The sequence below is a fragment of the Limnohabitans sp. Jir72 genome (genome assembly GCF_003063575.1).
Lineage (GTDB): Bacteria > Pseudomonadota > Gammaproteobacteria > Burkholderiales > Burkholderiaceae_C > Limnohabitans_A.
Map to the genome: position 1 here is coordinate 1 of NZ_NESC01000006.1, position 24,062 is coordinate 24,062.

Consider the following 24,062-nt stretch of genomic DNA (forward strand, 5'->3'; position numbering starts at 1 on the left):
ATGAGGAGTTGACTATGATCGAAAACAGATTGAATCACCGACCCAGAAAGCGGCTCGGATTCAAGACGCCCCACGAGGTGTTTCACGCCTCGTTAAACCGTGTTGCACCTCGTACTTGAATCCGCCTATAGAAAAACCGCCAGAAGGCGGATTTTCTATTAAAAAAAGAATTATTTACGAGAATTGTCGTAATTCTTCATCTGTTGATCCACGTAGGCTTTACCCTCCGAGCTCAGGTTATTATATTTATCTTTCTGATCTGAACTAAGTCCAGAAGGACCAGAATAAGAGGATGAAGACGAGGATTTCCCACAACCGACTAAACTAGCCCCAAGAACAATGATAGAAATAATTGCAGCAGTTTTCATGAAAGATTTCCTTTGTTGATGATAAAAAAATTTGTGAATCAAACATTCCAAGTTGTATCACAATTGTCGCAGTGCATTTGTGTGACCTTTTTTCGAGCCTTGATATTGTTACCAATAATGGGAACCACTTTTGTGCTTGTTATTTCTTCGGCAGACTTACTGCGAACGCTTCCTTTGGTTTGACAATGTGGACATACCAAATTTGCGTTAGATAACCCATACCTATCAATTGCACTATGTCTAGCTAATATTTCGTTTTGTGCAGCTCGTATGGCATCTTTTCTTGCCGTGTAGAGATCCCGCTCGCTTGAAGGCATTCTATTTAATCGATTTTTCTCGGCACTATCTGACAAAGACGACCAAGTCATCATGCTTGCCATGAAAAAACCGAAACTCATTAGCAGCCAAAACAGGAAAAATGCAGCGCCGTTAGCACTAAAACCCCACATAGTTAGTCCGAACCAAACTAAACCATATAGTGCAGATACTGTCGTGAAAAGACTATCACTTTCTTTTTCGTTGGCAATCATTGCACTAGCTGCAGTTTGACCAGATCGCTTTTCTGCCTTGCTCGTTTCTCTCTGAGTAGTAGCTCTCTGCTCTTCGTAAGCAAGACGTTGAATGGATGCAGCTTTCTTAGCTTCACCATCATAATCAAGACAGGAAACTCCATTCCGAGTCAAATACGTTTTAATATATCGCTCTGACTTTTCAGTCTTGGCGGCTATCTCAGCCACTGTCAACTGCTTTATTTCGTGTTCAAGGTCTTTTATGTCCATAGCGAAAAGATGTATTTTTCAAATCCGCCGATCCGAGGTTCGCTGACAACAGAATTGAATGTAGTTGAAAAAATTTAAAAATTAATCTTTAGTGCTACCTAGATATTTGATAGCAATGAAATTTTTCTGAATTTCATAAACTGTATCACTGCAAGTGGATACCGTCAACTACATATATGTGCGCAAGCATTGCAAGTGCCTGGCTAATCTTCTCGGCGTTGACTACAGTATGTGAATTCACGGTGCCGTGGACCAGTACCACTAGGATGAATGCGAGAAAGCATTGAGAGGTGAACAGAATTCATTTATCTTTACGCAAGTATTTGTCTGTGCATGAAGTTCGTGGTGCCGGCGCTAGCTGGAAGCCCTGAATGACATCAATTTCTTGATTGCTGATTTCAATTCACAGCGAGTGACAAGCACTCACTAAAAAGATCATTTCCCACTTCGTGGCAACTGATCTTTTTTCATCCACACATTCAAACACCCATCAGATGATCCAACATTGAACTCGCTCATCTTGAGTCCATAGAGCACCCATCCACGGGGGTGCTCAATGATTGTCATCTGTCGCCACAGGACTAGCACAGGGATTTAGTCGATAGTTCAGCATTACCGAAGGCTCTATTGCTCACCTACTACCCATCAATGATTTCAGAGACACTTTCAGGTGCTGGTGTGTCTCATCGGCTTATGCTCACGGGAGATCTCTAACTCTCTGGCCCTACCGTATCTTCAAGGGGCGCTAACTTTGATGACCATCACAGATCATCTGAACCATTACGACATAGAAAATGCTTCGGTGATTGCTCCCGAGCCTTTGAGGCAGCCCAGCGTGGGTTTCGTTCTATGAAGACAGTGCTACTCGTCACCTTGACTACCGACATTCCGACGGATTACAGGCCCGCTTCGACGTGGGGCAGACGCTACTGAGTAGTGTTTGATTTATTTATGCTGACAGTTCAGCGAAAAGATTTTTCTCGCCGACCCAACTCAAGGGCAAACTTCTCGGCTGACACGCTGTCTTTGACTGTCACGATCAACCACTTCAGGTATGACAGCGGCAGATCTTGGATCTTGGTGCCGCGGTGCTGACCGAAGGTCATTTTTTCATCGCTGAACAGGCTGTAGATTTGCTTCATTGTTTGATTCCCTTGTGATGGTCTGAATTGCCGTCACATCTTTATTTATGCTGGGAATCAAATATCTGATTTTTTATTTCAGGTAGGCATAGACCGTCTGACGGGACACGGCGAACTGTTGGGCGAGAACTGATTTGCTGACACCAGATTCGGCGAGTGTTTTGAGTTCTGTTTGTTCAGATGGCGTCAAGGCTTGCTTTCGACCCTTGTAGGCACCCTTGGTTTTGGCGATGGCAATCCCGGCCAACTGACGCTCACGAATGACTGCCCGTTCCCATTCGGCGAGTGATCCCATGACGCCCAACAACAAATTGGCCATCGGGTTGTTGTCGCCCGTGAAGGTCAGCGCTTCCTTGATGAACTGAACTTTCACGCCTTTGGCTGTTAAACCCCTGACTGTGTTGATCAAGTCAGTCAGTGAGCGGGACAGCCGATCCATGGAATAGATGATGAATGTGTCACCTTCACGGAGATGGGCCAGCGCTGCCTGAAGTTGTGGGCGCTCAGTGTCTTTGCCTGAGGCTTTGTCGGTGAAGGTTTTGTCGATATTGAAGTCGGCCAATGCCTCTTGCTGACGGGCAGTGTTCTGCTCTTCAGTGCTCACTCGGATGTAACCGACCAATTGTCCTTTTGCCATCGCTTGATACCTCGTTTTGTCTAACAAGGATCTTAGATGGACCTTTACAGGGTGTCAAACAAATAAATACAGAATCTATCCTGACACTATTGGACTGGATCGACGCTGTGAAGATAGGCTGTACTTCAGGTTGACAATTTACCTAAAGAAACTGGCATAGCGAGATATCTAAAGCGTGTGAACAGCAAGCATGCCATCTTCATTCTCGCCACCAACAATATCAGCCAGTTGGACAAAAGAGTAAAGGCTAGGTGTATGTTAGTGTAAATGAATGCGGCAACTGACGTTGAGTACGCGCCAATGGCTCGCCGCATTGCCACTGACGAGAATGTCGTTTTTAAGCGACGCACAACTGCTCTCTGCCATTGCGGGCAACAACGGCTCGTTCCGCAGTGCCATATTCAGTCTGCTGCGATTGGCTAAGCGTACCGCCCGTCAGTCTATGAGTGCTGCCAGCATTGCTGCCGCAATCATTCAGCAAGCTGCGGCGAAGAAATAACTGTCTAGCACTAGACAAAAAGCCAGCGGTAACACAGGCTTATTTGCAAGCACAATCGAAAATAATTATTTCTCTTGGATGCCGATTTACATTTCGCCACCACAAATGAAACTTATTATCGGATTGCCGACTTTATTCCACAATCGTCTAATTCAAACCCTTAAGCACTTTGTATCGCACCCCAGTATTTCCCGCCTTTATAACCATAAATCTTGCACCTTTATATCCAATCATTCCATCATCGGAAATATCATACTTGAGTTCGGTTGTAAATGCTGGTCTGGCAAGGTTATCTACAAATTCTTTATAGATGAACATTATTGTTTTCTGTGAGACGCCAGTAAATATAAGCTCTCTTTTAAAGCTGTCCTTTTGATCAATAGCAACCGTCGAATATGTGAAACTTAAATTCTCCTTTAAGTCCTCTGAAGGATTGCAATTAATATGACTATTTTCTCGTTCAAGATAGCAAACTTGGACAGGTTTGTTTTTATCGGCTGGAACAAAAACCACCCCCTTAGCTGGAGGTCCCGATTTTTTACCTAATCCTTGAACAACAGATTCTAACCCTTCATAGAATTTCCCATCGTCTGTAGATTTATAAAGCGGCAATTGACCTTTTGCAATAGAAATATTAATTGTTTGCCATAGGATTTTTAGCGGGAAGTTAATAATAGATTCTTTCAATACCAATGATGGCCTTACTTCACTATACAAGGTGCTTAGAATAGTATCACCAACATCAGCATCAATTTCATTATCGAGCTGAGGATACTTCGTCTCAATTTTAGGAGTGAAATCCTCTTTCATTGCATAGTAGGAACCTGCATACGTTTTTGCGCATAGGAAGGAAATTAAAAATATGAATAGAGAAATATTTTTGCGAAAAATAAACATCACTTGAATCCTAAAATTTTTTTCGTAGAATATTGTATCAACGATACAAAACCCGTGTTTAAGTATAGTGCTCTGGATGAAAAACTCAAGCGGTAATCGACGCCGCATACGCTAAAACTGTAGGGACTTGAACTGTCATTACCTCTTCCATCCTGAAGCCAGCCTCCCAGCCGCCAAAGTAGTTGTGAGTTTGTTGTAATGGCGCTCCGCTTGAGGTCTTCCGATACGGTTATGGCGGCAAGTCATACTCAGTGAACTTTGAAACAGTGTCTGAGATACACCCAGCGCCAGCGTGACAGTGACAGGAGGAGATGAGTTGTGAGGAGTTGGAAGCGTTGTGGCCCAGCGACATTGTCCAGATATGTCGTGGTTAGAGGAGTGAAGTCCAGCACATTAGTGTGACTTGGAGTGTGACTCAGTAAAAGCACAAAAGAAAAAACCCTAAGTAAATCAATCACTTAGGGTTGTATCCTGGCGGAAGCGGTGAGATTCGAACTCACGGACCTTTTCAAGTCGCCGGTTTTCAAGACCGGTGCAATCGACCACTCTGCCACGCTTCCTTGGGGTCAGATTGTAGCGAGTTAAACCGCAGGTTTTCCTCTTCCCACCTTTCTTCCCACCCAAAGTGAATCAAGCGGGATGGAGCATGCCCCGTTTTTCGATGAAGGCCACCACTTCGGCCAGGCCGTCCAGCGTTTTCAGGTTGGTCATCACCCATGGGCGGGTCTCGCGGTTGGGGCGCATGCGGTTGGTGTCGTCTCGCATCACTTGCAGGTCGGCCCCAACATGCGGGGCCAGGTCGGTTTTGTTGATGACAAACAAATCGCTCTTGGTGATGCCGGGACCGCCTTTGCGTGGGATCTTTTCGCCAGCAGCCACGTCGATCACATAGATCGTGAGGTCACTCAGTTCGGGGCTGAAGGTGGCGGCCAGGTTGTCGCCGCCGCTTTCGATGAAGACCACATCGGCGTTTGGGAACTTCTCCAGCATGCGGTCAATCGCTTCGAGGTTGATGGACGCGTCCTCGCGGATGGCGGTGTGCGGGCAGCCACCGGTTTCCACGCCCATGATGCGCTCGGCAGGCAATGCGCCGCTCACCGTGAGCAAGCGCTGGTCTTCTTTGGTGTAAATGTCATTGGTGATGGCAATCAGGTCCCAGCGCTCGCGCATGTTTTTGCACAGCATCTCGAGGAGCGTGGTTTTGCCGGAGCCCACGGGTCCGCCGATGCCCACGCGCAGGGGCGGCAGTTTGCGGGTGCGGTTCGGGATGTGGTGCAGTGCAGAAGTCATGATCTGAAAATTCGGGAGTATTGGGTTTCGTGACGCGACGACAGGATGGCCAGCATGGGGCTGAAGGCTTGGCGGTCGTCGTTGCTCATTTGCATGGCGGTTTGCACCGCCAGCGGGATTTCGCGGGCCAGGCGTGCCAGCATGCGTTGGCCTGCACTTTGACCTAAAGGCACGGACTTGAGGGCCGCCTGGGTCATGTTCTCGGCCCAGCCAAAGGCATAAGCCTGCAGGGCTTGGTCCAGGGGCGCGTGGGCCAGGGACAAAGCCAAGGACATGGCCATTGGGTAGGTCACAGGCAGGCTAGCGCACAGCCGCAATTGATCGTCGCTCGCTTGCTGCAAGTTGCGCAACCAGTCGAGCAGAGAGCGGCCCATTTGCTCGGTTTGCAAGCGCATCTCGGCGGTTTCGCGGGTGGCCATGACCCAGTCGTTGAGTGCTTGCAAGCGGGCCTGATCGCCGATTTGCCAAGCCGGAATGGCTTGCGCCAGCACGGCCATGTCGCCGCGTGACTGCGTCAGGTGCATCTGGTCCACCACCCAGTCGGTGGCGCTGTGTTCGTGGTGTACCAGTCCTTGCTCGATGGCGGCTTCCAGACCTTCGGAATACGAAAAGCCGCCGATGGGCAGCGCTGGCGATGCGAGCCAGATGAGTTGCAGCAAGCCCGAGGGTGCGGTGTCAGTGCTCATGTTTGCAGTCGGGGCCGTGCACATGGGACGCGGCTTGCACGGTGCGGATGGGGATGCCGATAGGAATGCGCTTGGCCACTGCCGGGCTTGAAGCAGGGGCTGCATGCCCGTGTTGGCAGTCTGGGCCATGCACATGCTGCTCGGCAGTTGCGGCGTTGTCTGTGTGTGGGTGATCGTGGTTGTGGCCATGGCCATGCGCTGGGGTATGTCCGTTTTCGTGCCCGTGTCCGGCATGCCCACCGTGGTCACCATACGCACCACTCTCTGGCTCAAAGGCTTCGGACGTGGCCACCACCGTCAAGTGCATGGCGCGCAGCATATCGGCCAGCACATGGTCAGGCTCGATCTTCAGGTGGTCAGGTTTGAGTTCAATCGGCACATGGCGGTTGCCCAGGTGGTAGGCGGCGCGGGTCAAGTCAAACGGCGAGCCATGTTCGCTGCAAGCGGTAATGCGCAGCACGGTTTGGGGTGCAGATTCGACGAGGATCAGCGAGCCGTCTTCAGCCACCAGCACGTCACCGCCGCGCACCACAGTGCCTCGGGGCAAGAACACACCCAGCGCACGGCCGGTGCTGTCGGTCGCATCAAAGCGGCTTTTTTGCCGGGTGTCCCAATCGAGCGTGATGATGCTGGCACGCTTGACCAGCACACGGGCCAGGCCACGGCCTTGTGGCATGAGTTTGGAGCAATGGAGTAGCGAGGTCATGGCATTTGGTTTTTGTAGGAGCCCACCCCGTGGGCGATGGTTTTGTGGGGCGAGTGCCACGCGCATCGCCCACAGGGGGGGGCTCCTGCAAAGAGGGGGTTTCAGGGCAAAAATGGGTCGTTGAATCGGTTGAGTGTAGGAGCCCACCCTGTGGGCGATGGTTTTGTGGGGCGAGTGCCACGCGCATCCCCCACAGGGGTGGGCTCCTACAAAGAGGGGGTTTCAGTGCAAAAAATGGGTCGTTGAATCGGTTGAGTGTAGGAGCCCACCCCGTGGGCGATGGTTTTATGGGGCGAGTGCCACGCGCATCGCCCACAGGGGTGTGCTCCTACAAAGAGGGTATTTCAGGACAAAAATGGGTCGTTGAATCGGTTGAGTGTAGGAGCCCACCCTGTGGGCGATGGTTTTATGGGGCGAGTGCCACGCGCATCGCCCACAGGGGTGGGCTCCTACAGGGGAGTTTTTTTTAGAACAAAAAGTAGCGTTGCGTCATGGGCAGGCTGGTGGCCGGTTCGCACACCAGCAGCTGGCCGTCGGCGCGCACCGCGTAGGTCTGGGCATCGACTTCCATGCGGGGCGCGTAATCATTGTGGACCATGTCTTTCTTACCCACCTTGCGGATGTTCTTCACGGCCGACAAGGTTTTTTGCAGGCCATACCGCGCACCAATGCCCGCCTGCAAACCCGCTTGCGAGACAAAAGTCAGCGAGCCGCGTGACAGCGCACCGCCATAACTGCCAAACATGGGGCGGTAGTGCACCGGCTGCGGTGTGGGGATGGACGCGTTCGGGTCGCCCATGGCTGCCAGCGCGATGAAGCCGCCTTTCATGATCAGGGCGGGTTTGACCCCGAAGAACGCAGGTTTCCAGATCACCAAATCGGCCCATTTGCCCACTTCGATGCTGCCCACTTCGTGGCTCATGCCGTGTGCAATGGCGGGGTTGATCGTGTACTTGGCGATGTAGCGCTTGACGCGGGCGTTGTCGTGGCGGTCGGTGTCGCCGGGCAGGCTGCCGCGCTGCTGCTTCATCTTGTGCGCGGTCTGCCAGGTGCGGATGATGACCTCGCCCACCCGGCCCATGGCCTGGCTGTCGCTGCTCATCATGCTGATGGCGCCCAGGTCGTGCAGGATATCCTCGGCCGCGATGGTTTCCTTGCGGATGCGGCTTTCGGCAAAGGCCAGGTCTTCGGCAATGGCCGGGTCCAGGTGGTGGCAGACCATGAGCATGTCCACATGCTCGTCCAGCGTGTTGATGGTGTAAGGGCGCGTCGGGTTGGTCGACGACGGCAATACATTGGCCTCGCCCACCACTTTCAAGATGTCGGGTGCGTGTCCTCCACCCGCGCCCTCGGTGTGGAAGGTGTGGATGGTGCGGCCCTTGAAGGCGGCCACGGTGTCTTCCACAAAGCCCGATTCGTTGAGCGTGTCGGTGTGGATGGCCACTTGCGTGTCGGTTTCTTCGGCCACGTTCAGGCAGTTGTCGATGGCCGCTGGCGTGGTGCCCCAGTCCTCGTGGAGCTTGAGGCCAATCGCGCCCGCGCTGATTTGCTCGTGCAGCGCGGCAGGCAAGGCCGCGTTGCCCTTGCCCAAAAAGCCGATGTTCATCGCAAAGGCATCAGCCGCTTGCATCATGCGCTCGATGTTGAACGGGCCGGGTGTGCAGGTGGTGGCAAAAGTGCCGGTGGCCGGGCCCGTGCCGCCGCCCAGCATGGTGGTCACGCCGCTGGCCAGGGCCTCGTCGATCTGCTGGGGTGCGATGAAGTGGATGTGCGAGTCGATGCCGCCTGCGGTGACGATCAAGCCTTCGCAGCTGATGATCTCGGTGCCGGGGCCGATGATGATGTCCACACCCGGTTGGGTGTCGGGGTTGCCCGCCTTGCCAATGGCCGCGATGCGGTTGCCCTTGAGGCCAATGTCGGCCTTGACGATGCCCCAGTGGTCGATGATCAGCGCGTTGGTCAGCACGCAGTCCATCGCACCAGGCGCTTCAGGGCCCGTTCCGTGGGCGGCATTGGTCCTCTGCGATTGCGACATGCCATCGCGGATGGTTTTGCCGCCGCCAAATTTAACCTCTTCGCCGTAGCCTCCGGCTTGCAGCGTGAAGTCTTTTTCGACCTCAATGACCAAGGCCGTGTCGGCCAGGCGCACGCGGTCGCCCACGGTGGGGCCGAACATTTCGGCATAAGCGCGTTTGTCGATGTGGGCCATGTCAGTCAGCTTTCTTGGGGTTGTCGAGCGGGCCTTGGGTCAGTCCACGAAAGCCATACACCACACGGTCACCCGCATAGTCCACCAACTCGACGGTGCGTTGTTGGCCAGGCTCAAAGCGCACCGCCGTGCCCGAGGCGATGTTCAGCCGCATGCCTTGTGCCAGCGTGCGCTCAAAGCGCAAGCCCGCATTGGTCTCGGCAAAGTGGTAATGCGAGCCCACTTGTATGGGGCGGTCGCTGGCGTTTTGCACCACCAGGGTGCAGGTGCGGCGCCCCACATTGAGCGGGTGCGTGCCGCTGTCAATCAAAAGTTCACCAGGAGTCATGTGGGCCTCACTTGCCGCGGCCGATGAACCATGCGGCCAGCGCCATGGCGCCAAAGACCACAAAGCCCCAGGCATCGGTGCTGTGCCAGTGCGAGCCACTCAAGCCGTGTCCGTCGTGCGCCATGGCCTGGGCCGCAGCAGTGGCAATGAAAAGCGTTGCGAGTTTTTTCATGGGAATGTCTCCAAGTGGGGCGGGCTGAGAGGGGTGTTCAAACGATGGGTTGGTGCACGGTCACCAATTTGGTGCCGTCGGGAAATGTGGCTTCGACTTGGATGTCGGGGATCATTTCGGCGATGCCGTCCATCACGTCGGCACGGGTCAAAACAGTGCGGCCTTCGCTCATCAGTTGGGCCACAGTCTTCCCATCCCGTGCGCCTTCCATGACAGCGGCGCTGATCAGCGCGATGGATTCGGGGTAGTTCAGTTTCAGGCCACGGGCCTTGCGGCGCTCGGCCAACAAAGCGGCTGTGAAGATCAGCAGCTTGTCTTTTTCGCGAGGGGTGAGTTCCATATTGGTGCGTGCTTTGAAAGTGAATCGGTGTGATGGCTTCAATGTAGCAAAGAGCATGCCTCTTTATAGGGAGGGCGCCATTTCCCTAGGAAGTCGCTGGGGCATGTTCTGGTGCACGGCGGTATTTTGAAAAGTTGGCACGGCGATTGCAAGAGAGGTTTCAGCGTTGCAAGCGCTCCGCCCTTTTTGTTGAACAACTAACTTCCTGATTGGAGTGATCACATGATGAACCGTCGTGGCAATCTCAAAGCCCTCGCTACTGCCGCAGCCATTGTGGCTGGCAGCTTGACCCTCTCCGTGCAAGCCTTGGCTGCCGACACCATCAAAGTCGGTGTGTTGCACAGCCTGTCCGGCACCATGGCCATTTCCGAGACCGTGTTGAAAGACACCGTGCTCATGGCCATCGACGAGATCAACGCCAAGGGCGGTGTGCTCGGCAAGAAGCTCGAACCCGTGATCGTGGACCCGGCCTCCAACTGGCCCCTGTTCGCTGAAAAAACCAAGCAGCTGCTTGGCCAAGACAAAGTCTCGGTGATCTTCGGTTGCTGGACTTCGGTGTCACGCAAATCTGTCTTGCCGGTTGTGGAAGAAATGAACGGCCTGCTGTTCTACCCCGTGCAGTACGAAGGTGAAGAGCTGTCCAAAAACGTGTTTTACACCGGCGCTGCGCCCAACCAGCAGGCCATCCCTGCTGTGGACTACCTGATGAGCAAAGAAGGCGGCGCGGCCAAGCGTTGGGTCTTGCTGGGCACCGACTACGTGTACCCCCGCACCACCAACAAAATCTTGCGCGCTTACCTGAAAAGCAAAGGCGTGAAAGACTCTGACATCGATGAAAAGTACACCCCGTTTGGTCACAGCGATTACCAAACCATCGTGGCCGACATCAAGAAGTTCAGTGCCGGTGGCAAGACCGCTGTGGTGTCCACCATCAACGGTGACTCCAATGTGCCTTTCTACAAGGAACTGGGCAACGCTGGCTTGAAGGCCAAAGACGTGCCTGTGGTGGCCTTCTCGGTGGGTGAAGAAGAGTTGCGCGGCGTGGACACCAAGCCTTTGGTCGGTCACCTGGCTGCATGGAACTACTTCATGAGCATCAAGAACCCTGCCAATGACGAGTTCGTGAAGAAGTGGTCTGCTTACGCCAAGGCCAAGGGCATCGCGGGTCACAAAGACAAGCCTCTCACCAACGATCCGATGGAAGCGACTTACATCGGCATCAACATGTGGAAGCAAGCGGTTGAAAAAGCCAAGTCCACCGACACCGACAAAGTGATCGCGGCGATGGCCGGTCAAACTTTCAAGGCGCCAAGCGGCATCACCAGCAAGATGGACGAGAAAAACCACCATTTGCACAAGTCGGTGTTCATCGGCGAGATCAAGGCCGACGGCCAGTTCAACGTGGTCTGGAAGACACCTGGCCCGGTGAAAGCCAAGCCATGGAGCCCTTACATCCCTGGCAACGACGTCAAGCCTGACGAACCTGTCAAGAAGTGATCGTTTGAAAGCTTGAATGCTTGTCGGGGTCTGAAGCTCCGACCTACGTGATCTTCAGGTAGGTCGGTGGCTTTAGCCCCGACATGTTCGTTTGTGAGCGTTGAATTTTCAAGCCAAGCTTTGTCAGACCAAGAGATGATCAAAATGAAAAGATGGATTGTGAAAAGCGCGTTGATCGCCAGTGCGTTGTGGGCCATGACGGCTGCGCACGCCCTGACGATTCAGGAGGCCCGAGGCATTGCGATCGGAGACAGCGATGCGCGTGTGCAAGCCTTGGCCCAAGCGGTGGCCCAGGGTGATGAAAAAACGGCGGTTTACCTGCAGGCGCTGTCGGACGATGTCGTCAAGATCAGCAAGGGTCAGGTAATCATGGTCCGCGATGGACAGGGCACAGACCCGGTCACGGGCCAGTCGGTGCCCTTGCCCGATGATGCCGAAGAGGTGATGCTGAACAACCGCCTGCGGGGCGAACTCGACACCGCCTTGGCGGCGCTCAAGTTGTTCAGCCCCGATGTGAAGGTGCGCCGCTTGGCCGCTTTGTCGCTGCTCAAAGAGCCCGATGCCAGCCGCGCCCCCCTGCTGAACAAAGCACTGGCTGCCGAACAAGACGAGACCGTCAAGAGTTTGGTGCGCCAAGCCCGTGCCGCAGCGCTGCTGGGCAGCAGCGTGCCCAATGACCGCTTGCTGGCCGCCCAAGAGTTGGCTGCCAGCCAGCAACCGGAAACCTTGCTCTTGCTCAACCAGCGCTTGACTGAAGAGCAAGACCTTTCGGTCAAAAAACAAATTCAAACATCACTGGCGGCTGTGCAAGACAGCCTGCGTTGGGGTGAGCGATTGGGCACTTTGTTCACCGGCGCCAGTCTGGGCTCCATCTTGCTGTTGGTGGCCTTGGGCTTGGCCATCACTTATGGCCTGATGGGTGTGATCAACATGGCGCATGGCGAGCTGATGATGATCGGCGCCTACGCCACCTACGTGGTGCAAGCGCTGTTTCGCGAATACCTGCCGGGTGCTTTTGATTGGTATTTGCTGGCGGCGGTGCCTTTGGCCTTCATCACCTCGGCCCTGGTGGGGGCCGTGATGGAGCGCACCGTGCTCAAGCATTTGTATGGCCGCCCGCTGGAAACTCTGCTGGCCACCTGGGGCATCAGCTTGGTGCTCATGCAAGGCGTGCGCAGCTTGTTTGGTGCGCAAAACGTGGGCGTGGAAAACCCCTCGTGGATGAGCGGCTCGCTGCAGCTGTTGCCCAATTTGCAACTGCCTTGGAACCGTGTGCTGATCATCGTGTTCGCAGCGGCTGTGCTGATCGGCATGTCGCTCATGATCGGCAAGACACGCTTGGGCTTGTTTGTGCGCGGCGTCACGCAAAACCGCCCCATGGCCTCGTGCATGGGCGTCAACACCGCCCGCATCGACACCTATGCTTTTGCGCTGGGCTCGGGCATCGCCGGCCTGGCCGGTTGTGCGCTCAGCCAGGTCGGCAACGTCGGCCCCGATCTGGGCCAGAGCTACATCGTGGACTCGTTCATGGTGGTGGTGCTCGGCGGCGTGGGCCAGCTGGCGGGCACGGTGTATGCCGCGCTGGGCCTGGGCCTCGTTAACAAGTTGCTCGAAGGTTGGACCGGCGCTGTGCTGGCCAAGATCTGCGTGCTGGTGTTCATCATCGTCTTCATCCAGAAGCGCCCGCAAGGCATCTTCGCGATGAAGGGTCGCAGCGCCGAAGCGTGAATATGGGCATGGACATGACAACTTTCAAACTTCCTCAAGCCGCGCCCTTGCTCACACGCAAAGCCTGGTCGGTGTTTTTGCTGGCGCTGATCACGGTCGGTGTGCTGGCCCCGGTGTTTAACTTGCTGGTGCCTGCGGGCAGTGCTTTTCACCTGAGCGATTACGCCATTGCTTTGATCGGCAAGATCATGTGCTACGCCATTTGCGCCCTGGCCATGGATCTGATCTGGGGCTACACCGGCATCCTGTCGCTGGGCCACGGTTTGTTCTTTGCACTGGGCGGCTATGTGATGGGCATGTACCTCATGCGCCAGATCGGGCAAGACGGTAACTACAAGAGCAACTTGCCCGACTTCATGGTCTTCCTCGATTGGAAAGAATTGCCTTGGCACTGGACGCTGTCGGACAGCTTCATCGCCACCGTGCTGCTGGTGGTGCTGGTGCCCGGATTCATTGCCTTTGTGTTCGGCTATTTCGCTTTCCGCTCGCGCATCAAAGGGGTGTACTTTTCAATCATCACCCAGGCCATGACCTATGCGGCCATGCTGCTGTTCTTCCGCAACGAAACCGGCTTTGGCGGCAACAACGGCTTCACAGACTTCAAGCGCATTTTGGATTTGCCGATTGCCACACCGGGTATGCGCATGGTGCTGTTTGTGATCACCGGCTTGACGCTGCTGGGCTTTTATCTGTTCTCGCGCTGGTTGGTGGGCAGCAAATATGGGCGTGTGCTGATGGCCATTCGCGATGCCGAAACGCGTGTCATGTTCTCGGGCTATTCGCCACTGCCTTACAAGCTGAGCATCTGGGTGATCTCGGCTGTGATGTGTGGCATTGCGGGGGCTTTGTATGTGCCGCAGGTAGGCATCATCAACCCTGGCGAGATGAGCGCTGCCAACTCGATCGAGATCGCGGTGTGGGCGGCGGTCGGCGGCCGTGGCACCTTGATCGGCCCGATCGTGGGGGCCTTCCTGGTCAACGGGGCTAAGAGCTGGCTCACCGTGACGGCGCCTGAATTCTGGTTGTACTTTTTAGGTGCGCTGTTCATCGCGGTCACCTTGTATTTGCCGCAAGGCGTTGTGGGCCTGGTCGCCAAGATCAAGGCCAAGACTCTGACGAAAAAAGGCGGTGCAGCATGACGCCCGATCTCTTGCAAAAAGGCGCCCAGCGCGTGGCAGAACACGCCAAGCTGCTGAGCCAATCGACCGAGTCCGGTGGCCGCAGCGCAGGCTATGGCCGCGTGGTGCAAGACGCCAACGAAGTGGATGTGACCCATGGCCGCATCTTGTATCTGGAAGACGTCAGCGTGAGCTTTGACGGCTTCAAGGCCATCAACAAGCTGTCGCTCGACATCGCGCCCGGTGAACTGCGTTGCATCATCGGCCCCAACGGTGCGGGCAAGACCACGATGATGGACATCATCACCGGCAAGACCCGCCCTGACGAAGGCAGCGTGTTCTTTGGCAGCACCATCGATTTGTTGCGCCACAATGAACCCGAGATCGCCCAGCTGGGCATTGGCCGCAAGTTCCAAAAGCCCACAGTGTTCGAGCAGCTCACCGTGTTTGAAAACCTGGAACTCGCTTTGAAGACACCCAAGGGCGTTAAGGCCTCAATGTTCTTCAAGCTCGACTCAGCGCAGTCAGACCGCCTGGCCGAAGTGCTGCACACCATCCATTTGGCAGGCAGCGTCAGCACCCTGGCCGGTGTGCTCAGCCATGGTCAAAAGCAATGGCTGGAGATCGGCATGCTGCTCATGCAAGACCCCAAGCTTTTGCTGTTGGACGAGCCGGTAGCGGGCATGACCGACTTTGAGACCGAACGCACCGCCGAGCTGTTTTTGACGCTCAAGGGCAAGCACTCGCTGATGGTGGTAGAGCACGACATGAGCTTCATCCGCTCCATTTCGGACATCGTCACGGTGCTGTGCGACGGCTCGGTGCTGGCCCAGGGCACGCTCGACCAGGTGCAAGCCGACGAGCGGGTGATTGAAGTTTATTTGGGGCGGTGACCATGTTAGAAGTGAAGAACATCCATCAGTACTACGGCGGCTCCCACATCCTGCGCGATGTGAGTTTGAGCGCCACGCAAGGCCAAGTCACCGTGCTGCTGGGCCGCAACGGCGTGGGCAAAACCACGCTGCTCAAATCGCTCATGGGCCTGGTGCCCATCAAAAGCGGCAGCGTCACACTGAACGGCCAGGACCTCACACGCGCCAAGCCTTACGAACGCGCGGCCGCAGGCATTGGCTATGTACCGCAAGGCCGCGAAATCTTTGCGCGCCTGACGGTCGAAGACAACCTGCTGATGGGCCTGGCCACACAACCCGGCGGCACCCCGATCCCCCCTGAGTTGTTTGAACTGTTTCCGGTGCTCAAACAAATGCTGCACCGCCGAGGCGGTGATTTGTCAGGCGGCCAGCAACAACAACTGGCCATTGCCCGTGCCTTGGCCGCTAAGCCACGTTTGCTGATCCTGGACGAGCCCACCGAAGGCATCCAGCCCAGCATCATCAAAGACATCGGCCGCGTGATCCGCCAACTGGCCGACGTGGGCCTGCAAGGCCAACGCATGGCGGTGCTGCTGTGCGAGCAGTATTACGACTTTGCCGAAGAACTTGCCGACCAGTATTTGGTGATGGAGCGTGGCGAGGTGATTGCCAGCGGGCCGGGTAGCGAGATGAAAGAAAAGAACATTCAGCAGTTGGTGGCGATTTGATCAAAGCGCCATTGGGTCATTGTGCGAAGCGCATTGATCCAGATTGCGGCGGTATCAACGGCACAGTGCCCAATCCATCACCGTACTGGATTGCCGCGTCGCTTCGCTCCTCGCAATGACCGCCCATGTACAGCTTGTGCGCTGAGCGGTACCGCTGATTTTTGGTCATTGCGAGCGAAGCGCGGCAATCCAGAATCACAGATTCCAAAGCCTGGGCACAGTACCGCTCATGCCCCACATCTCATGACGCCACGCAGCCCACACTTGTCGCAGCAACTGCATGGCCGGCTCGGTCACAGGCGACAGCACGCGCAGCACGATGACTTGTTTGTGCGGCGAGGTGGCCCCGGCTGTGAGGCGCAGTTCTGAAGCTTCCAGCAATTCGCGGGCGCAGGACAAAGCCCGTTCGCTGCGTTCAGGTGCGATCGCGCTGCCGGCGGCAAACACCAGCGTGGCCATGCAACGCTGGCCGGCCAAGCCCAGGGGGCTGTTCATCAAATGTGCGTCGCTTGCGCTCAAGGTGCCGCGCTCCAGCCATACACCGGGGATTTCAAGGTGCTGGCGAAAGGTGCCTTGCACAAAAGGCAAATCGGCAGCAGGCAGGCCCAGCGCGGTGATGTCCCAGGTCATCATTTCTGCGCCGGGGGCCAGCTCAAAGATGGCACGGTTGAGGCCATCGCAGCCGTTGTAGGCAATGGCTTCCAGTGGCAGCCACTCCAGCCGTGCATCGGCCTCGACACGCGCATGCACTTGCTGTTTGGCTAATCCTGCATCCGATCGGTAAAAACGCGTGGCACCCGGCGTGGTCACCAGACCATGTGCGCCGGGTCCGACGGTGACGTGCATGTCGAGCGTGTCGCCGCCCACCAAACCGCTGGGCGGGTGCACCAGCACGTTGTGGCAGATGGCATCGCCTTCGGGGTAGAGGCTTTGCAAGATGCGCAGCGGGCCTTGGTGCAGGTAGCGGGCCACGCTGCGATCGGCTTCGAGCGTGTAGTCCAAATCAAGACGTGCCAGCCAAGTCATATGGCGCAGCCGATGAGCTTGTCCAACTTCACGCCAACCCGTTCACGCGTTTCATTCACCCTGCGAGCCGCGATGCGCCCAGCCTGTGGTGTGTTTTTCGATGTAGCTGAACAGTTCGTACATGACCATGGCCATGGCGCCCACGACCACCAAGCCAGAGAACGCCAGGCCCATCTGCATGGCCGAGCCCGCCGAGATCAGCAGGTAGCCAATGCCTTCGTTCGACGCCGTCATCTCGGACACCGTGGTGCCGACAAATGCCAGCGTGATGGCCACTTTGAGCGAGCCGTAAAAGTAAGGCATGGAGCGTGGCAGGCCGACCTTGACCAGCACGTCCCAGCGCTTGGCGCCCAGCACGCGCAGCACGTCTTCCAGCTCAGGCTCCAGCGTGGCCAGACCGGTGGCGATGTTCACCATGATCGGGAAAAAGCTGATGAGGAAGGCTGTGAGGATGGCGGGGCCGATACCGATGCCGAACCACACCACCAAGATCGGCACGAAGGCCGCTTTGGGCAGGGCGTTGAAGGCCGTCATGAGCGGGTACACGGCGGCATAGGCCAGGCGCGAGCTGCCGATGACAAAGCCCAGCAACACACCGACCACGATGGCGATGCCGAAGCCCACCATGGTCACCCAAAAGGTGCGCCAGGCGTGGCCAGCGATCACTTCTTTGAACTCGATGGTTTGCATCGCGATGCGCGAGGGGCTTGGGAAAACGAATTCCGAGACGTTGAAGGCGCGGCACAGGCCTTCCCAGATCAGGATGCTGAGGACCAGCAAAACCCAGGGGGACCAGCGTTCCAGTGTTTTTTGTTTCATGTGCGAGGCTCCCGCTTATTGGTTGATCGTGGCACCGGTCTTGCGCATGGCACCGATGTGGCCGCGCAGCTCGTGCACGATGTTGGTGAACTCGGGCGTGTAGGTGATCTCCAGATCACGCGGGCGCGGCAGGTCGATTTCTTTTTTCACCACAAAGCGGCCTGGGCTCTTGCTCATCACGTACACCGTGTCGGCCAAGAACACCGATTCGCGCAGGTCGTGCGTGACCAAGATGACGTTGAACTTTTGCTCGGTCCACAGGTCGCGCAAGATGCACCAGAGCTCTTCGCGCGTGAACGCATCGAGCGCACCAAAGGGCTCGTCCAGCAGCAGCATTTTGGGTTCATGAATCAGGGCACGGCAGATGCTGGCGCGTTGCTGCATGCCGCCCGACAGTTGCCAGGGGAACTTGTCTTCGTAACCGGCCAGGCCCACGGTGTTCAGCAGCTTGCGGGCGCGCTCCACATATTCGGCCTTTTTTTGCTTGAAGTTCGTGCGGTAGGGCTCCACGATTTCCAGCGGCAGCAGCACGTTGTCGAGCGTGGTGCGCCAAGGCAAGAGCGACGAGGCCTGAAACGCCATGCCGCTGATCTTGAGCGGGCCGGTCACGGGCTGGCCGTCCACCAGGATGCGGCCACGGCTTGGCATCTTCAGGCCGGTGGTCAGCTTCATGAAGGTCGATTTGCCGCAGCCCGATGGGCCGACGATGGCGATGAACTCGCCTTGCTTGACCTGCAGGTTGATGTCTTCCACCGCGAAGTGGTTTTGCGCCAGCAACTCGTCGTTGTAGGCCAGCCAGACATTCTGGAAATCAACGAATGCGTCTTGGGACATGGTGTGAACTCGGGAAATGGTGTTCGAACGTGTATACAGCTGGGCCTCAAACAAACCGCAGCACGGGGCTGCGGTCTATTGGGGCTGCGGCTGGGCTTCAGCCGATCCGGTCCGATGCGCGATCAGACCGGGTGGGGATCACTTCTTGATTTTGGGCAAGATGTCCAGGTCTTTGGCCGAAGGCAAGAAGGAGCCGTTCCAGATGTCGTCGGCCTTGACGCGGGTCTTGGTGTTGAACGCGTCAGACACTTGCGAAGCCATCAGCGACAGGCGTGGGCCCTTGACCTGACCGAAGCCTTCGGTGTGCGCATCGGGGCTGTTGATCACGGTGTCGATGGCCAATTTCAAGCGGCGGGTTTCCAGATCCACGTTGATGATGCCGTCACGGGCCTTGACGGTTTCAATCGCCTTGGCCGGGTTGGCCATCACGTCTTTGGCGCCCTTGGTGAAAGCGGCCAAGAAGGCTTTCACAGCAGCTGGGTTTTCTTTCAGGATTTTGGGCGAAGCGATGATGGCGTTGCCATACAGTTTCACGCCGTAGTCGGGGTACTGCATCACAACCACGTCTTCGGCTTTCACGCCACGTGCTTCGATGTTGAGCAGCGAGGTGAAGGTGAAGCCGGTGATGGCGTCCACGTCGCCGCGCACCAGCATGGTTTCACGCAGTGGTGGGTCCATGGCGGTCCAGGCCACATTGCCGATGCCGTTGGCTTTTTGGAAGATGGGGAAGGCCCGGCGACCAGCGTCAAACACGGGGGCCCCCAGCTTTTTGCCAGCCAGGTCGGCAGGTGTTTTGATGCCGGACTTCTTCAGTGCCATGACCGACGCGGGTGTGTTGTTGTAAACCATCATGATGGCCACAGGCTTGTTGGGCGCATCGGGGTTGTTGGCGTGGAATTCCATCAGGGCGGCCAAGTCGGCAAAGCCCATGTCGTAAGTGCCCGAGGCCACGCGGGTGACCGCGCCGCCCGAACCGTTGCCAGAATCCACGGTCACGTCCAGCTTGGCATCTTTGAAATAACCATTGGCACCAGGCACCAAGAAGAAAGCGGCAGGGCCCTCAAAACGCCAGTCCATCTGGAACTTGATGGGCGTGGTTTGGGCCTGCGCTGTGCCAAAAGCGGCAACAGCGGCCAGCATGGCGGTGGTCTTGAGGAAGAAACGCTTGGTCATGGAGGGCTCCTGAGGGCAAATAAACGGTGAATCTTGTCTAGCAAATTCGATGCCCATTATCTGCGAAGCCCCTGGCGCGTTTGTCAGGGCATTCCCCCGTTAAAAACCTGTTTGGTGCATAACAAGGGTTTGTTGTGCACCAAAACAGGTGATTTTCACGATCGAACGCCGAGTGCGCCCAGTCAGGGCGCACCGGTGCACCAGCCTCAGGCGTTGGCGCAGGCCACGGCCAATGCCGTCATGTTGAGCACGCGGCGCACGGTGGCCGCTGGCGTCAGGATGTGCGCTGTGGCCGCGGTGCCCATGAGCACCGGGCCAACCGTCACGCCGCCGCTGGTGGTGGTTTTCATGACGTTGTACAAGATGTTGGCGGAGTCCAGGTTGGGGCAGACCAGCAAGTTGGCCGAGCCGCTCAGCGTGCTGTCTTCGATGTAAGCGCTGCGGATCTCGGGCTGCAGGGCGGCGTCGCCGTGCAGCTCGCCATCGCATTCGATGTCGGGGTGCTGCGCCACAAACAGGTCACGCGCCAGGCGCATCTTGCGGGCCGAGGCGCGCTTGGACGAACCGTAGCTTGAATGCGAGAGGAAGGCCACCTTGGGCACGATGCCAAAGCGTTGCACTTCTTGGGCCGCCATGAAAGCGATCTCGGCCAGTTGCTCGGCGCTGGGGTCTTCCTGCACATAGGTGTCGGTGATGAAGAGCGGGCCCTGGTTGGTCATGAGCGCGTTCACGGCGGCGTAATTGTTCACGCCCGCGCGCTTGCCCAAGATGGCGTCGATGCGCTCCAAGTGCGTCATGTAAGTGCCGGCCAGGCCACAGATCATGGCGTCGGCATCACCCAGCGAGACCATCAGCGAGCCGATGATGGTGTTGGAGCGGCGCACGGCGGCTTTGGCCACAGCAGGCGTTGCACCGTTGCGCTTCATCAGCTGGTGGTAGTGCTCCCAATACTGGCGAAAGCGCGGATCGTCTTCGGGGTTCACGTTGTCCACGTCCACACCCAGGCGCATGCGCAGACCGGCTTTTTCGATGCGTGCGGCGATGACCGAGGGGCGACCGATCAGGATCGGGTGGGCCAGTTTTTCGTCGATGGCCATTTGCGCAGCGCGCAAGGCGCGGTCGTCTTCACCGTCGGCATAGGCCACACGCTTGGCGCCGTTGGGCACGGCCTTGGCGGCGTTGAAGATCGGGCGCATCAAGAGGCCGGTTTGCGAGACAAAGCTCTGCAACTGCTGGCGGTAGGCGTCCATGTCGGTGATCGGGCGCGCGGCCACGCCCGAATCGGCTGCGGCCTGGGCCACGGCAGGCGCGATGCGCAAGATCAGGCGCGAGTCAAACGGCTTGGGGATCAGGTACTCGCTGCCAAAGGTCAGGTCTTGCCCGGCGTAAGCGCTGGCCACTTCTTCGCTGATGTCGGCCTTGGCCAGGTCGGCGATCTGCCGCACGCAAGCCAGCTTCATGGCCTCGGTGATCTTGGTCGCGCCGCAGTCCAATGCACCCCGGAAGATGTAGGGGAAGCACAGGACGTTGTTGACCTGGTTCGGGTAGTCCGAGCGGCCGGTGGCGATGATGCAGTCCGGGCGCGCGGCCTTGGCCAGCTCGGGGCGGATTTCGGGCTCGGGGTTGGCCAGCGCCAAGATGATCGGCTTGTCGGCCATGGTTTTGACCATGTCCACGGTCATCACGCCGGGGGCCGAGCAACCCAGGAACACGTCTGCGCCCTTGACCGCGTCGGCCAGTGTGCGGTCTTCGGTCTTTTGCGCGTAGCGGGCTTTGGACTCGTCATATCCGCCGGGGCGGCCTTCGTAGATCACGCCTTTGGAGTCGCACACAAAGATGTTGCTGGTCTTGACGCCCAGGCCCACCATCACGTCGAGGCAGGCGATGGCTGCAGCGCCTGCGCCCGACACGGCCACTTTGACTTGGCCGATGTCTTTGCCCACCAGCTCTAAGCCGTTGAGCATGGCGGCGGCCGAGATGATGGCGGTGCCGTGCTGGTCGTCGTGGAAGACCGGGATGTTCATGCGCTCGCGCAGCTTCTTCTCGATGTAGAAGCACTCGGGCGCCTTGATGTCTTCGAGGTTGATGCCGCCCAGCGTGGGCTCCATGGCGGCGATGATGTCCACCAATTTGTCCGGATCGCGTTCGTCCAGTTCGATGTCGAACACGTCGATGCCTGCAAACTTCTTGAACAGGCCGCCTTTGCCTTCCATTACCGGCTTGCTGGCCAGCGGGCCGATGTCGCCCAAGCCCAGCACGGCGGTGCCGTTGGTGATCACGGCCACCAGATTGCCGCGCGAGGTGTATTCGTGCGCTTTGGACGGGTCGGCCGCAATGTCCAGGCACGGGTAAGCCACGCCGGGCGAATAGGCCAGCGACAAATCGCGCTGGTTGGACATGGGTTTGGTCGGGTTGACCGAAATCTTGCCGCGTGTGGGGTAACGGTGGTAGTCACGGGCGGCGTCGCGCAGGGCTTGTTCAGCGGGGGAGAGGTTGTCGCTCATTGTTGTTGTCTCAACAGATAAAGAAAAAAGAATGGGTGACAGCGTAACGCATTTGCCACCCGCTTTCGATGCGGATTACCCCCCTGAAAAGCAAAAGGCCAAGCACTTGGCTTGGCCTTTTCAGTGAGTTGTAGGAGCCCCGCCCTCGGGGCGATGACCTGCAGTGATGCCGGCGCAGATCGCGACGGGGGCGTCGCTCCTACATGTTCAAAGCGGGCTTCAGTGCGCTTCAGCCTGCTTGGCCGCTTCGATGGCGTCACGGTTGTCACCGCTGGCGCCGTTGAAGAACAGGTTCAGGATCACCGCGCTGATGGAGGCCAGCAAAATGCCCGACTCGATCAGGGGATGCAGACCGTGCGGCATCCACTGTTTGAAGTTGGGGGCGATCAGCGGGATCATGCCGATGCCAATCGAGATGGCCACGATGAGTGCGTTGAAGCGGTTGTGCTTGAAGTCCACGCCACCCAAGATGCGGATGCCGGTGGCAGCCACCATGCCGAACATGACCAGACCCGCACCGCCCAACACCACGGTGGGCAGCGATTCGACCAATGCCGCCATCTTGGGCAACAGGCCCAGGGCGATCAAGATCAAACCACCGGCCACGCAGACAAAGCGGCTCTTGACGCCGGTCACGGCCACCAAGCCCACGTTTTGCGAAAAGCTGGTGTAGGGGAAGGTGTTGAAGATGCCGCCAATCAACGTGCCCAGACCGTCGGTGCGCAGACCGCGTGTGAGGGCGGCCTGGTCGACCTTGCTGTCGGTCATTTCGCCCAGCGCCAGGAACATGCCGGTGGACTCGATCATCACCACGATCATCACCAGCGACATGGTCAAGATGAGCACCGGGTCAAACACCGGCATGCCAAAGTGGAAGGGCGTCACGATGCCGAACCAATCGGCCTTGCCGACTTTGTCGAAGGTCATCAGGCCCATGGCGGTGGCGACCACGCCACCGATCACGATGCCCAACAGCACCGAGATGTTGGCCACAAAACCTTTGGCGTAACGGGCGATCAGCAAAATGGACACCAGCACCAAAGCGGCCACACCCACACCGCCCAGATCGGCGTATTTGGGGTTGGGCATCTTGGGCAGCAAGGCCAGGTCTTTGGGGATGGCGGGCAAGGTGGAGCCGGGTGCAGTCGCCGCAGCGGTGGCGGCGTCCAGCCAGGCTTTGTGCTCAGGCGTCACCACGCTGGGGGCGGTGGGGCCAAAGGGGTTGCCAAAGATCCAGTTGATGCCGATGCGCATCAGGCTGATGCCGATCACGGCAATGATGGTGCCGGTGACCACCGGCGGAAAGAAGCGCAGCATGCGGCTGACCAAAGGCGCGATCAGGATCGAGATGATGCCTGCCCCGATGATGGAGCCAAAGATCAGTTGCGCGCCGATCTCGCCGGGGTTGGCGTTGGCCATGGCCACCATGGGGGCCACGGAGGCAAAAGTCACGCCCATCATGACGGGCAGTTTGATGCCAAACAGCTGTGTGGCACCCAGCGACTGGATCAGGGTGACCAGACCGCAGCAAAACAGGTCGGCCGAGATCAGGTAAGCCACGTCTTGTGGGCTCAATTTCAGGGCGCGGCCCACGATCAGGGGCACGGCCACCGCACCGGCGTACATCACCAGCACATGTTGCAGGCCCAATGCGGCGAGCTTGCCACTGGGCAGTTGCTCGTCCACGGGGTGGATGGTTGAACTCATGGA

Annotated in this window: 24 protein-coding genes and 1 tRNA gene; 6 read left to right on the plus strand and 19 right to left on the minus strand. The window is 57.3% G+C overall.

The window, feature by feature from the left end; translation table 11 throughout:
• Positions 1-170: 170 nt before the first annotated feature.
• From B9Z52_RS17610 to B9Z52_RS09450, 4 genes are all read right to left on the minus strand, one after another.
• Positions 171-368 (minus strand): hypothetical protein, encoded by a 198-nt coding sequence (locus tag B9Z52_RS17610; RefSeq protein WP_146182816.1) that lies wholly within the window; start codon positions 366-368, stop codon positions 171-173.
• A 38-nt stretch (positions 369-406) separates the two neighbouring features.
• On the minus strand, positions 407-1,147 hold the full coding sequence (locus B9Z52_RS17615; RefSeq protein ID WP_146182817.1) for a hypothetical protein: 741 nt from the start codon (positions 1,145-1,147) through the stop codon (positions 407-409).
• 962 nt (positions 1,148-2,109) lie between these two features.
• Entirely contained in the window at positions 2,110-2,289 is a 180-nt protein-coding gene (locus B9Z52_RS09445) for a putative quorum-sensing-regulated virulence factor (RefSeq protein ID WP_108413612.1), read from the minus strand.
• 73 nt (positions 2,290-2,362) lie between these two features.
• Positions 2,363-2,926, minus strand: coding sequence for a recombinase family protein (locus tag B9Z52_RS09450; RefSeq protein ID WP_108413613.1), 564 nt, complete (start codon positions 2,924-2,926; stop codon positions 2,363-2,365).
• A 271-nt stretch (positions 2,927-3,197) separates the two neighbouring features.
• Between B9Z52_RS09450 and B9Z52_RS17620 the strand changes: the two genes are divergently transcribed.
• On the plus strand, positions 3,198-3,425 hold the full coding sequence (locus B9Z52_RS17620; protein WP_146182818.1) for a hypothetical protein: 228 nt from the start codon (positions 3,198-3,200) through the stop codon (positions 3,423-3,425).
• 147 nt (positions 3,426-3,572) lie between these two features.
• Here the strand turns inward: B9Z52_RS17620 and B9Z52_RS09455 are convergent, their stop codons facing one another.
• The 9 genes from B9Z52_RS09455 to B9Z52_RS09490 form a co-directional block, all read right to left on the minus strand.
• A complete protein-coding gene (locus tag B9Z52_RS09455) occupies positions 3,573-4,322 on the minus strand; it encodes a hypothetical protein (protein WP_146182819.1) in 750 nt (249 codons plus the stop codon).
• 472 nt (positions 4,323-4,794) lie between these two features.
• Positions 4,795-4,882, minus strand: a tRNA-Ser gene (locus B9Z52_RS09460).
• Between the two features lie 70 nt (positions 4,883-4,952).
• The gene (gene ureG, locus B9Z52_RS09465) at positions 4,953-5,612 is read right to left on the minus strand and encodes an urease accessory protein UreG (protein ID WP_108413615.1); all 660 of its coding nucleotides are present in this window, start codon (positions 5,610-5,612) and stop codon (positions 4,953-4,955) included.
• Complete coding sequence (locus B9Z52_RS09470; protein WP_108413616.1) at positions 5,609-6,298, minus strand: urease accessory protein UreF; 690 nt, start codon at positions 6,296-6,298, stop codon at positions 5,609-5,611. The genes ureG and B9Z52_RS09470 overlap by 4 nt, the downstream gene beginning before the upstream one ends.
• Positions 6,288-7,004, minus strand: coding sequence for an urease accessory protein UreE (gene ureE / locus B9Z52_RS09475; protein ID WP_108413832.1), 717 nt, complete (start codon positions 7,002-7,004; stop codon positions 6,288-6,290). Before ureE ends, B9Z52_RS09470 begins: the two co-directional genes overlap by 11 nt.
• A gap of 466 nt (positions 7,005-7,470) precedes the next feature.
• Positions 7,471-9,213: an urease subunit alpha gene (gene ureC / locus B9Z52_RS09480; protein WP_108413617.1), complete on the minus strand. Its 1,743-nt coding sequence runs from the start codon at positions 9,211-9,213 to the stop codon at positions 7,471-7,473.
• Between the two features lies 1 nt (position 9,214).
• Positions 9,215-9,541, minus strand: coding sequence for an urease subunit beta (locus B9Z52_RS09485; RefSeq protein ID WP_108413618.1), 327 nt, complete (start codon positions 9,539-9,541; stop codon positions 9,215-9,217).
• 7 nt (positions 9,542-9,548) lie between these two features.
• A complete protein-coding gene (locus B9Z52_RS17865; protein ID WP_158270530.1) occupies positions 9,549-9,713 on the minus strand; it encodes a hypothetical protein in 165 nt (54 codons plus the stop codon).
• A gap of 37 nt (positions 9,714-9,750) precedes the next feature.
• Positions 9,751-10,053, minus strand: a complete 303-nt coding sequence (locus B9Z52_RS09490) for an urease subunit gamma (protein WP_053170602.1) — start codon at positions 10,051-10,053, stop codon at positions 9,751-9,753.
• A 225-nt stretch (positions 10,054-10,278) separates the two neighbouring features.
• Here B9Z52_RS09490 and urtA point away from each other — a divergent pair, with 225 nt between their 5' ends.
• The 5 genes from urtA to urtE all read left to right on the plus strand — a co-directional run bounded on the left by urtA (position 10,279) and on the right by urtE (position 15,996).
• Positions 10,279-11,550, plus strand: coding sequence for an urea ABC transporter substrate-binding protein (gene urtA / locus B9Z52_RS09495; protein ID WP_108413833.1), 1,272 nt, complete (start codon positions 10,279-10,281; stop codon positions 11,548-11,550).
• Positions 11,551-11,694: 144 nt separating this feature from the next.
• The gene (gene urtB, locus B9Z52_RS09500; protein ID WP_108413834.1) at positions 11,695-13,278 is read left to right on the plus strand and encodes an urea ABC transporter permease subunit UrtB; all 1,584 of its coding nucleotides are present in this window, start codon (positions 11,695-11,697) and stop codon (positions 13,276-13,278) included.
• A gap of 14 nt (positions 13,279-13,292) precedes the next feature.
• Complete coding sequence (urtC, locus tag B9Z52_RS09505; RefSeq protein WP_108413835.1) at positions 13,293-14,417, plus strand: urea ABC transporter permease subunit UrtC; 1,125 nt, start codon at positions 13,293-13,295, stop codon at positions 14,415-14,417.
• Positions 14,414-15,289, plus strand: a complete 876-nt coding sequence (gene urtD, locus B9Z52_RS09510; protein WP_108413619.1) for an urea ABC transporter ATP-binding protein UrtD — start codon at positions 14,414-14,416, stop codon at positions 15,287-15,289. The genes urtC and urtD overlap by 4 nt, the downstream gene beginning before the upstream one ends.
• A gap of 2 nt (positions 15,290-15,291) precedes the next feature.
• Complete coding sequence (gene urtE / locus B9Z52_RS09515) at positions 15,292-15,996, plus strand: urea ABC transporter ATP-binding subunit UrtE (RefSeq protein ID WP_108413620.1); 705 nt, start codon at positions 15,292-15,294, stop codon at positions 15,994-15,996.
• Between the two features lie 195 nt (positions 15,997-16,191).
• On the opposite strand, the gene B9Z52_RS09520 is transcribed toward urtE, so the two are convergent.
• From B9Z52_RS09520 to B9Z52_RS09545, 6 genes are all read right to left on the minus strand, one after another.
• On the minus strand, positions 16,192-17,022 hold the full coding sequence (locus B9Z52_RS09520) for an urease accessory protein UreD (protein ID WP_108413621.1): 831 nt from the start codon (positions 17,020-17,022) through the stop codon (positions 16,192-16,194).
• Between the two features lie 51 nt (positions 17,023-17,073).
• Positions 17,074-17,841, minus strand: coding sequence for an ABC transporter permease (locus B9Z52_RS09525; RefSeq protein WP_108413622.1), 768 nt, complete (start codon positions 17,839-17,841; stop codon positions 17,074-17,076).
• Between the two features lie 15 nt (positions 17,842-17,856).
• Positions 17,857-18,675 carry an ABC transporter ATP-binding protein gene (locus tag B9Z52_RS09530; protein WP_108413623.1) on the minus strand — a complete coding sequence of 273 codons (819 nt, stop codon included), beginning with the start codon at positions 18,673-18,675 and terminating at the stop codon, positions 17,857-17,859.
• A 138-nt stretch (positions 18,676-18,813) separates the two neighbouring features.
• Positions 18,814-19,848, minus strand: coding sequence for an ABC transporter substrate-binding protein (locus B9Z52_RS09535; protein WP_108413624.1), 1,035 nt, complete (start codon positions 19,846-19,848; stop codon positions 18,814-18,816).
• Positions 19,849-20,054: 206 nt separating this feature from the next.
• Positions 20,055-22,352 (minus strand): NADP-dependent malic enzyme, encoded by a 2,298-nt coding sequence (locus B9Z52_RS09540; protein WP_108413625.1) that lies wholly within the window; start codon positions 22,350-22,352, stop codon positions 20,055-20,057.
• Positions 22,353-22,571: 219 nt separating this feature from the next.
• Entirely contained in the window at positions 22,572-24,059 is a 1,488-nt protein-coding gene (locus tag B9Z52_RS09545) for a nucleobase:cation symporter-2 family protein (RefSeq protein WP_108413626.1), read from the minus strand.
• Between the last annotated feature and the right edge of the window lie 3 nt (positions 24,060-24,062).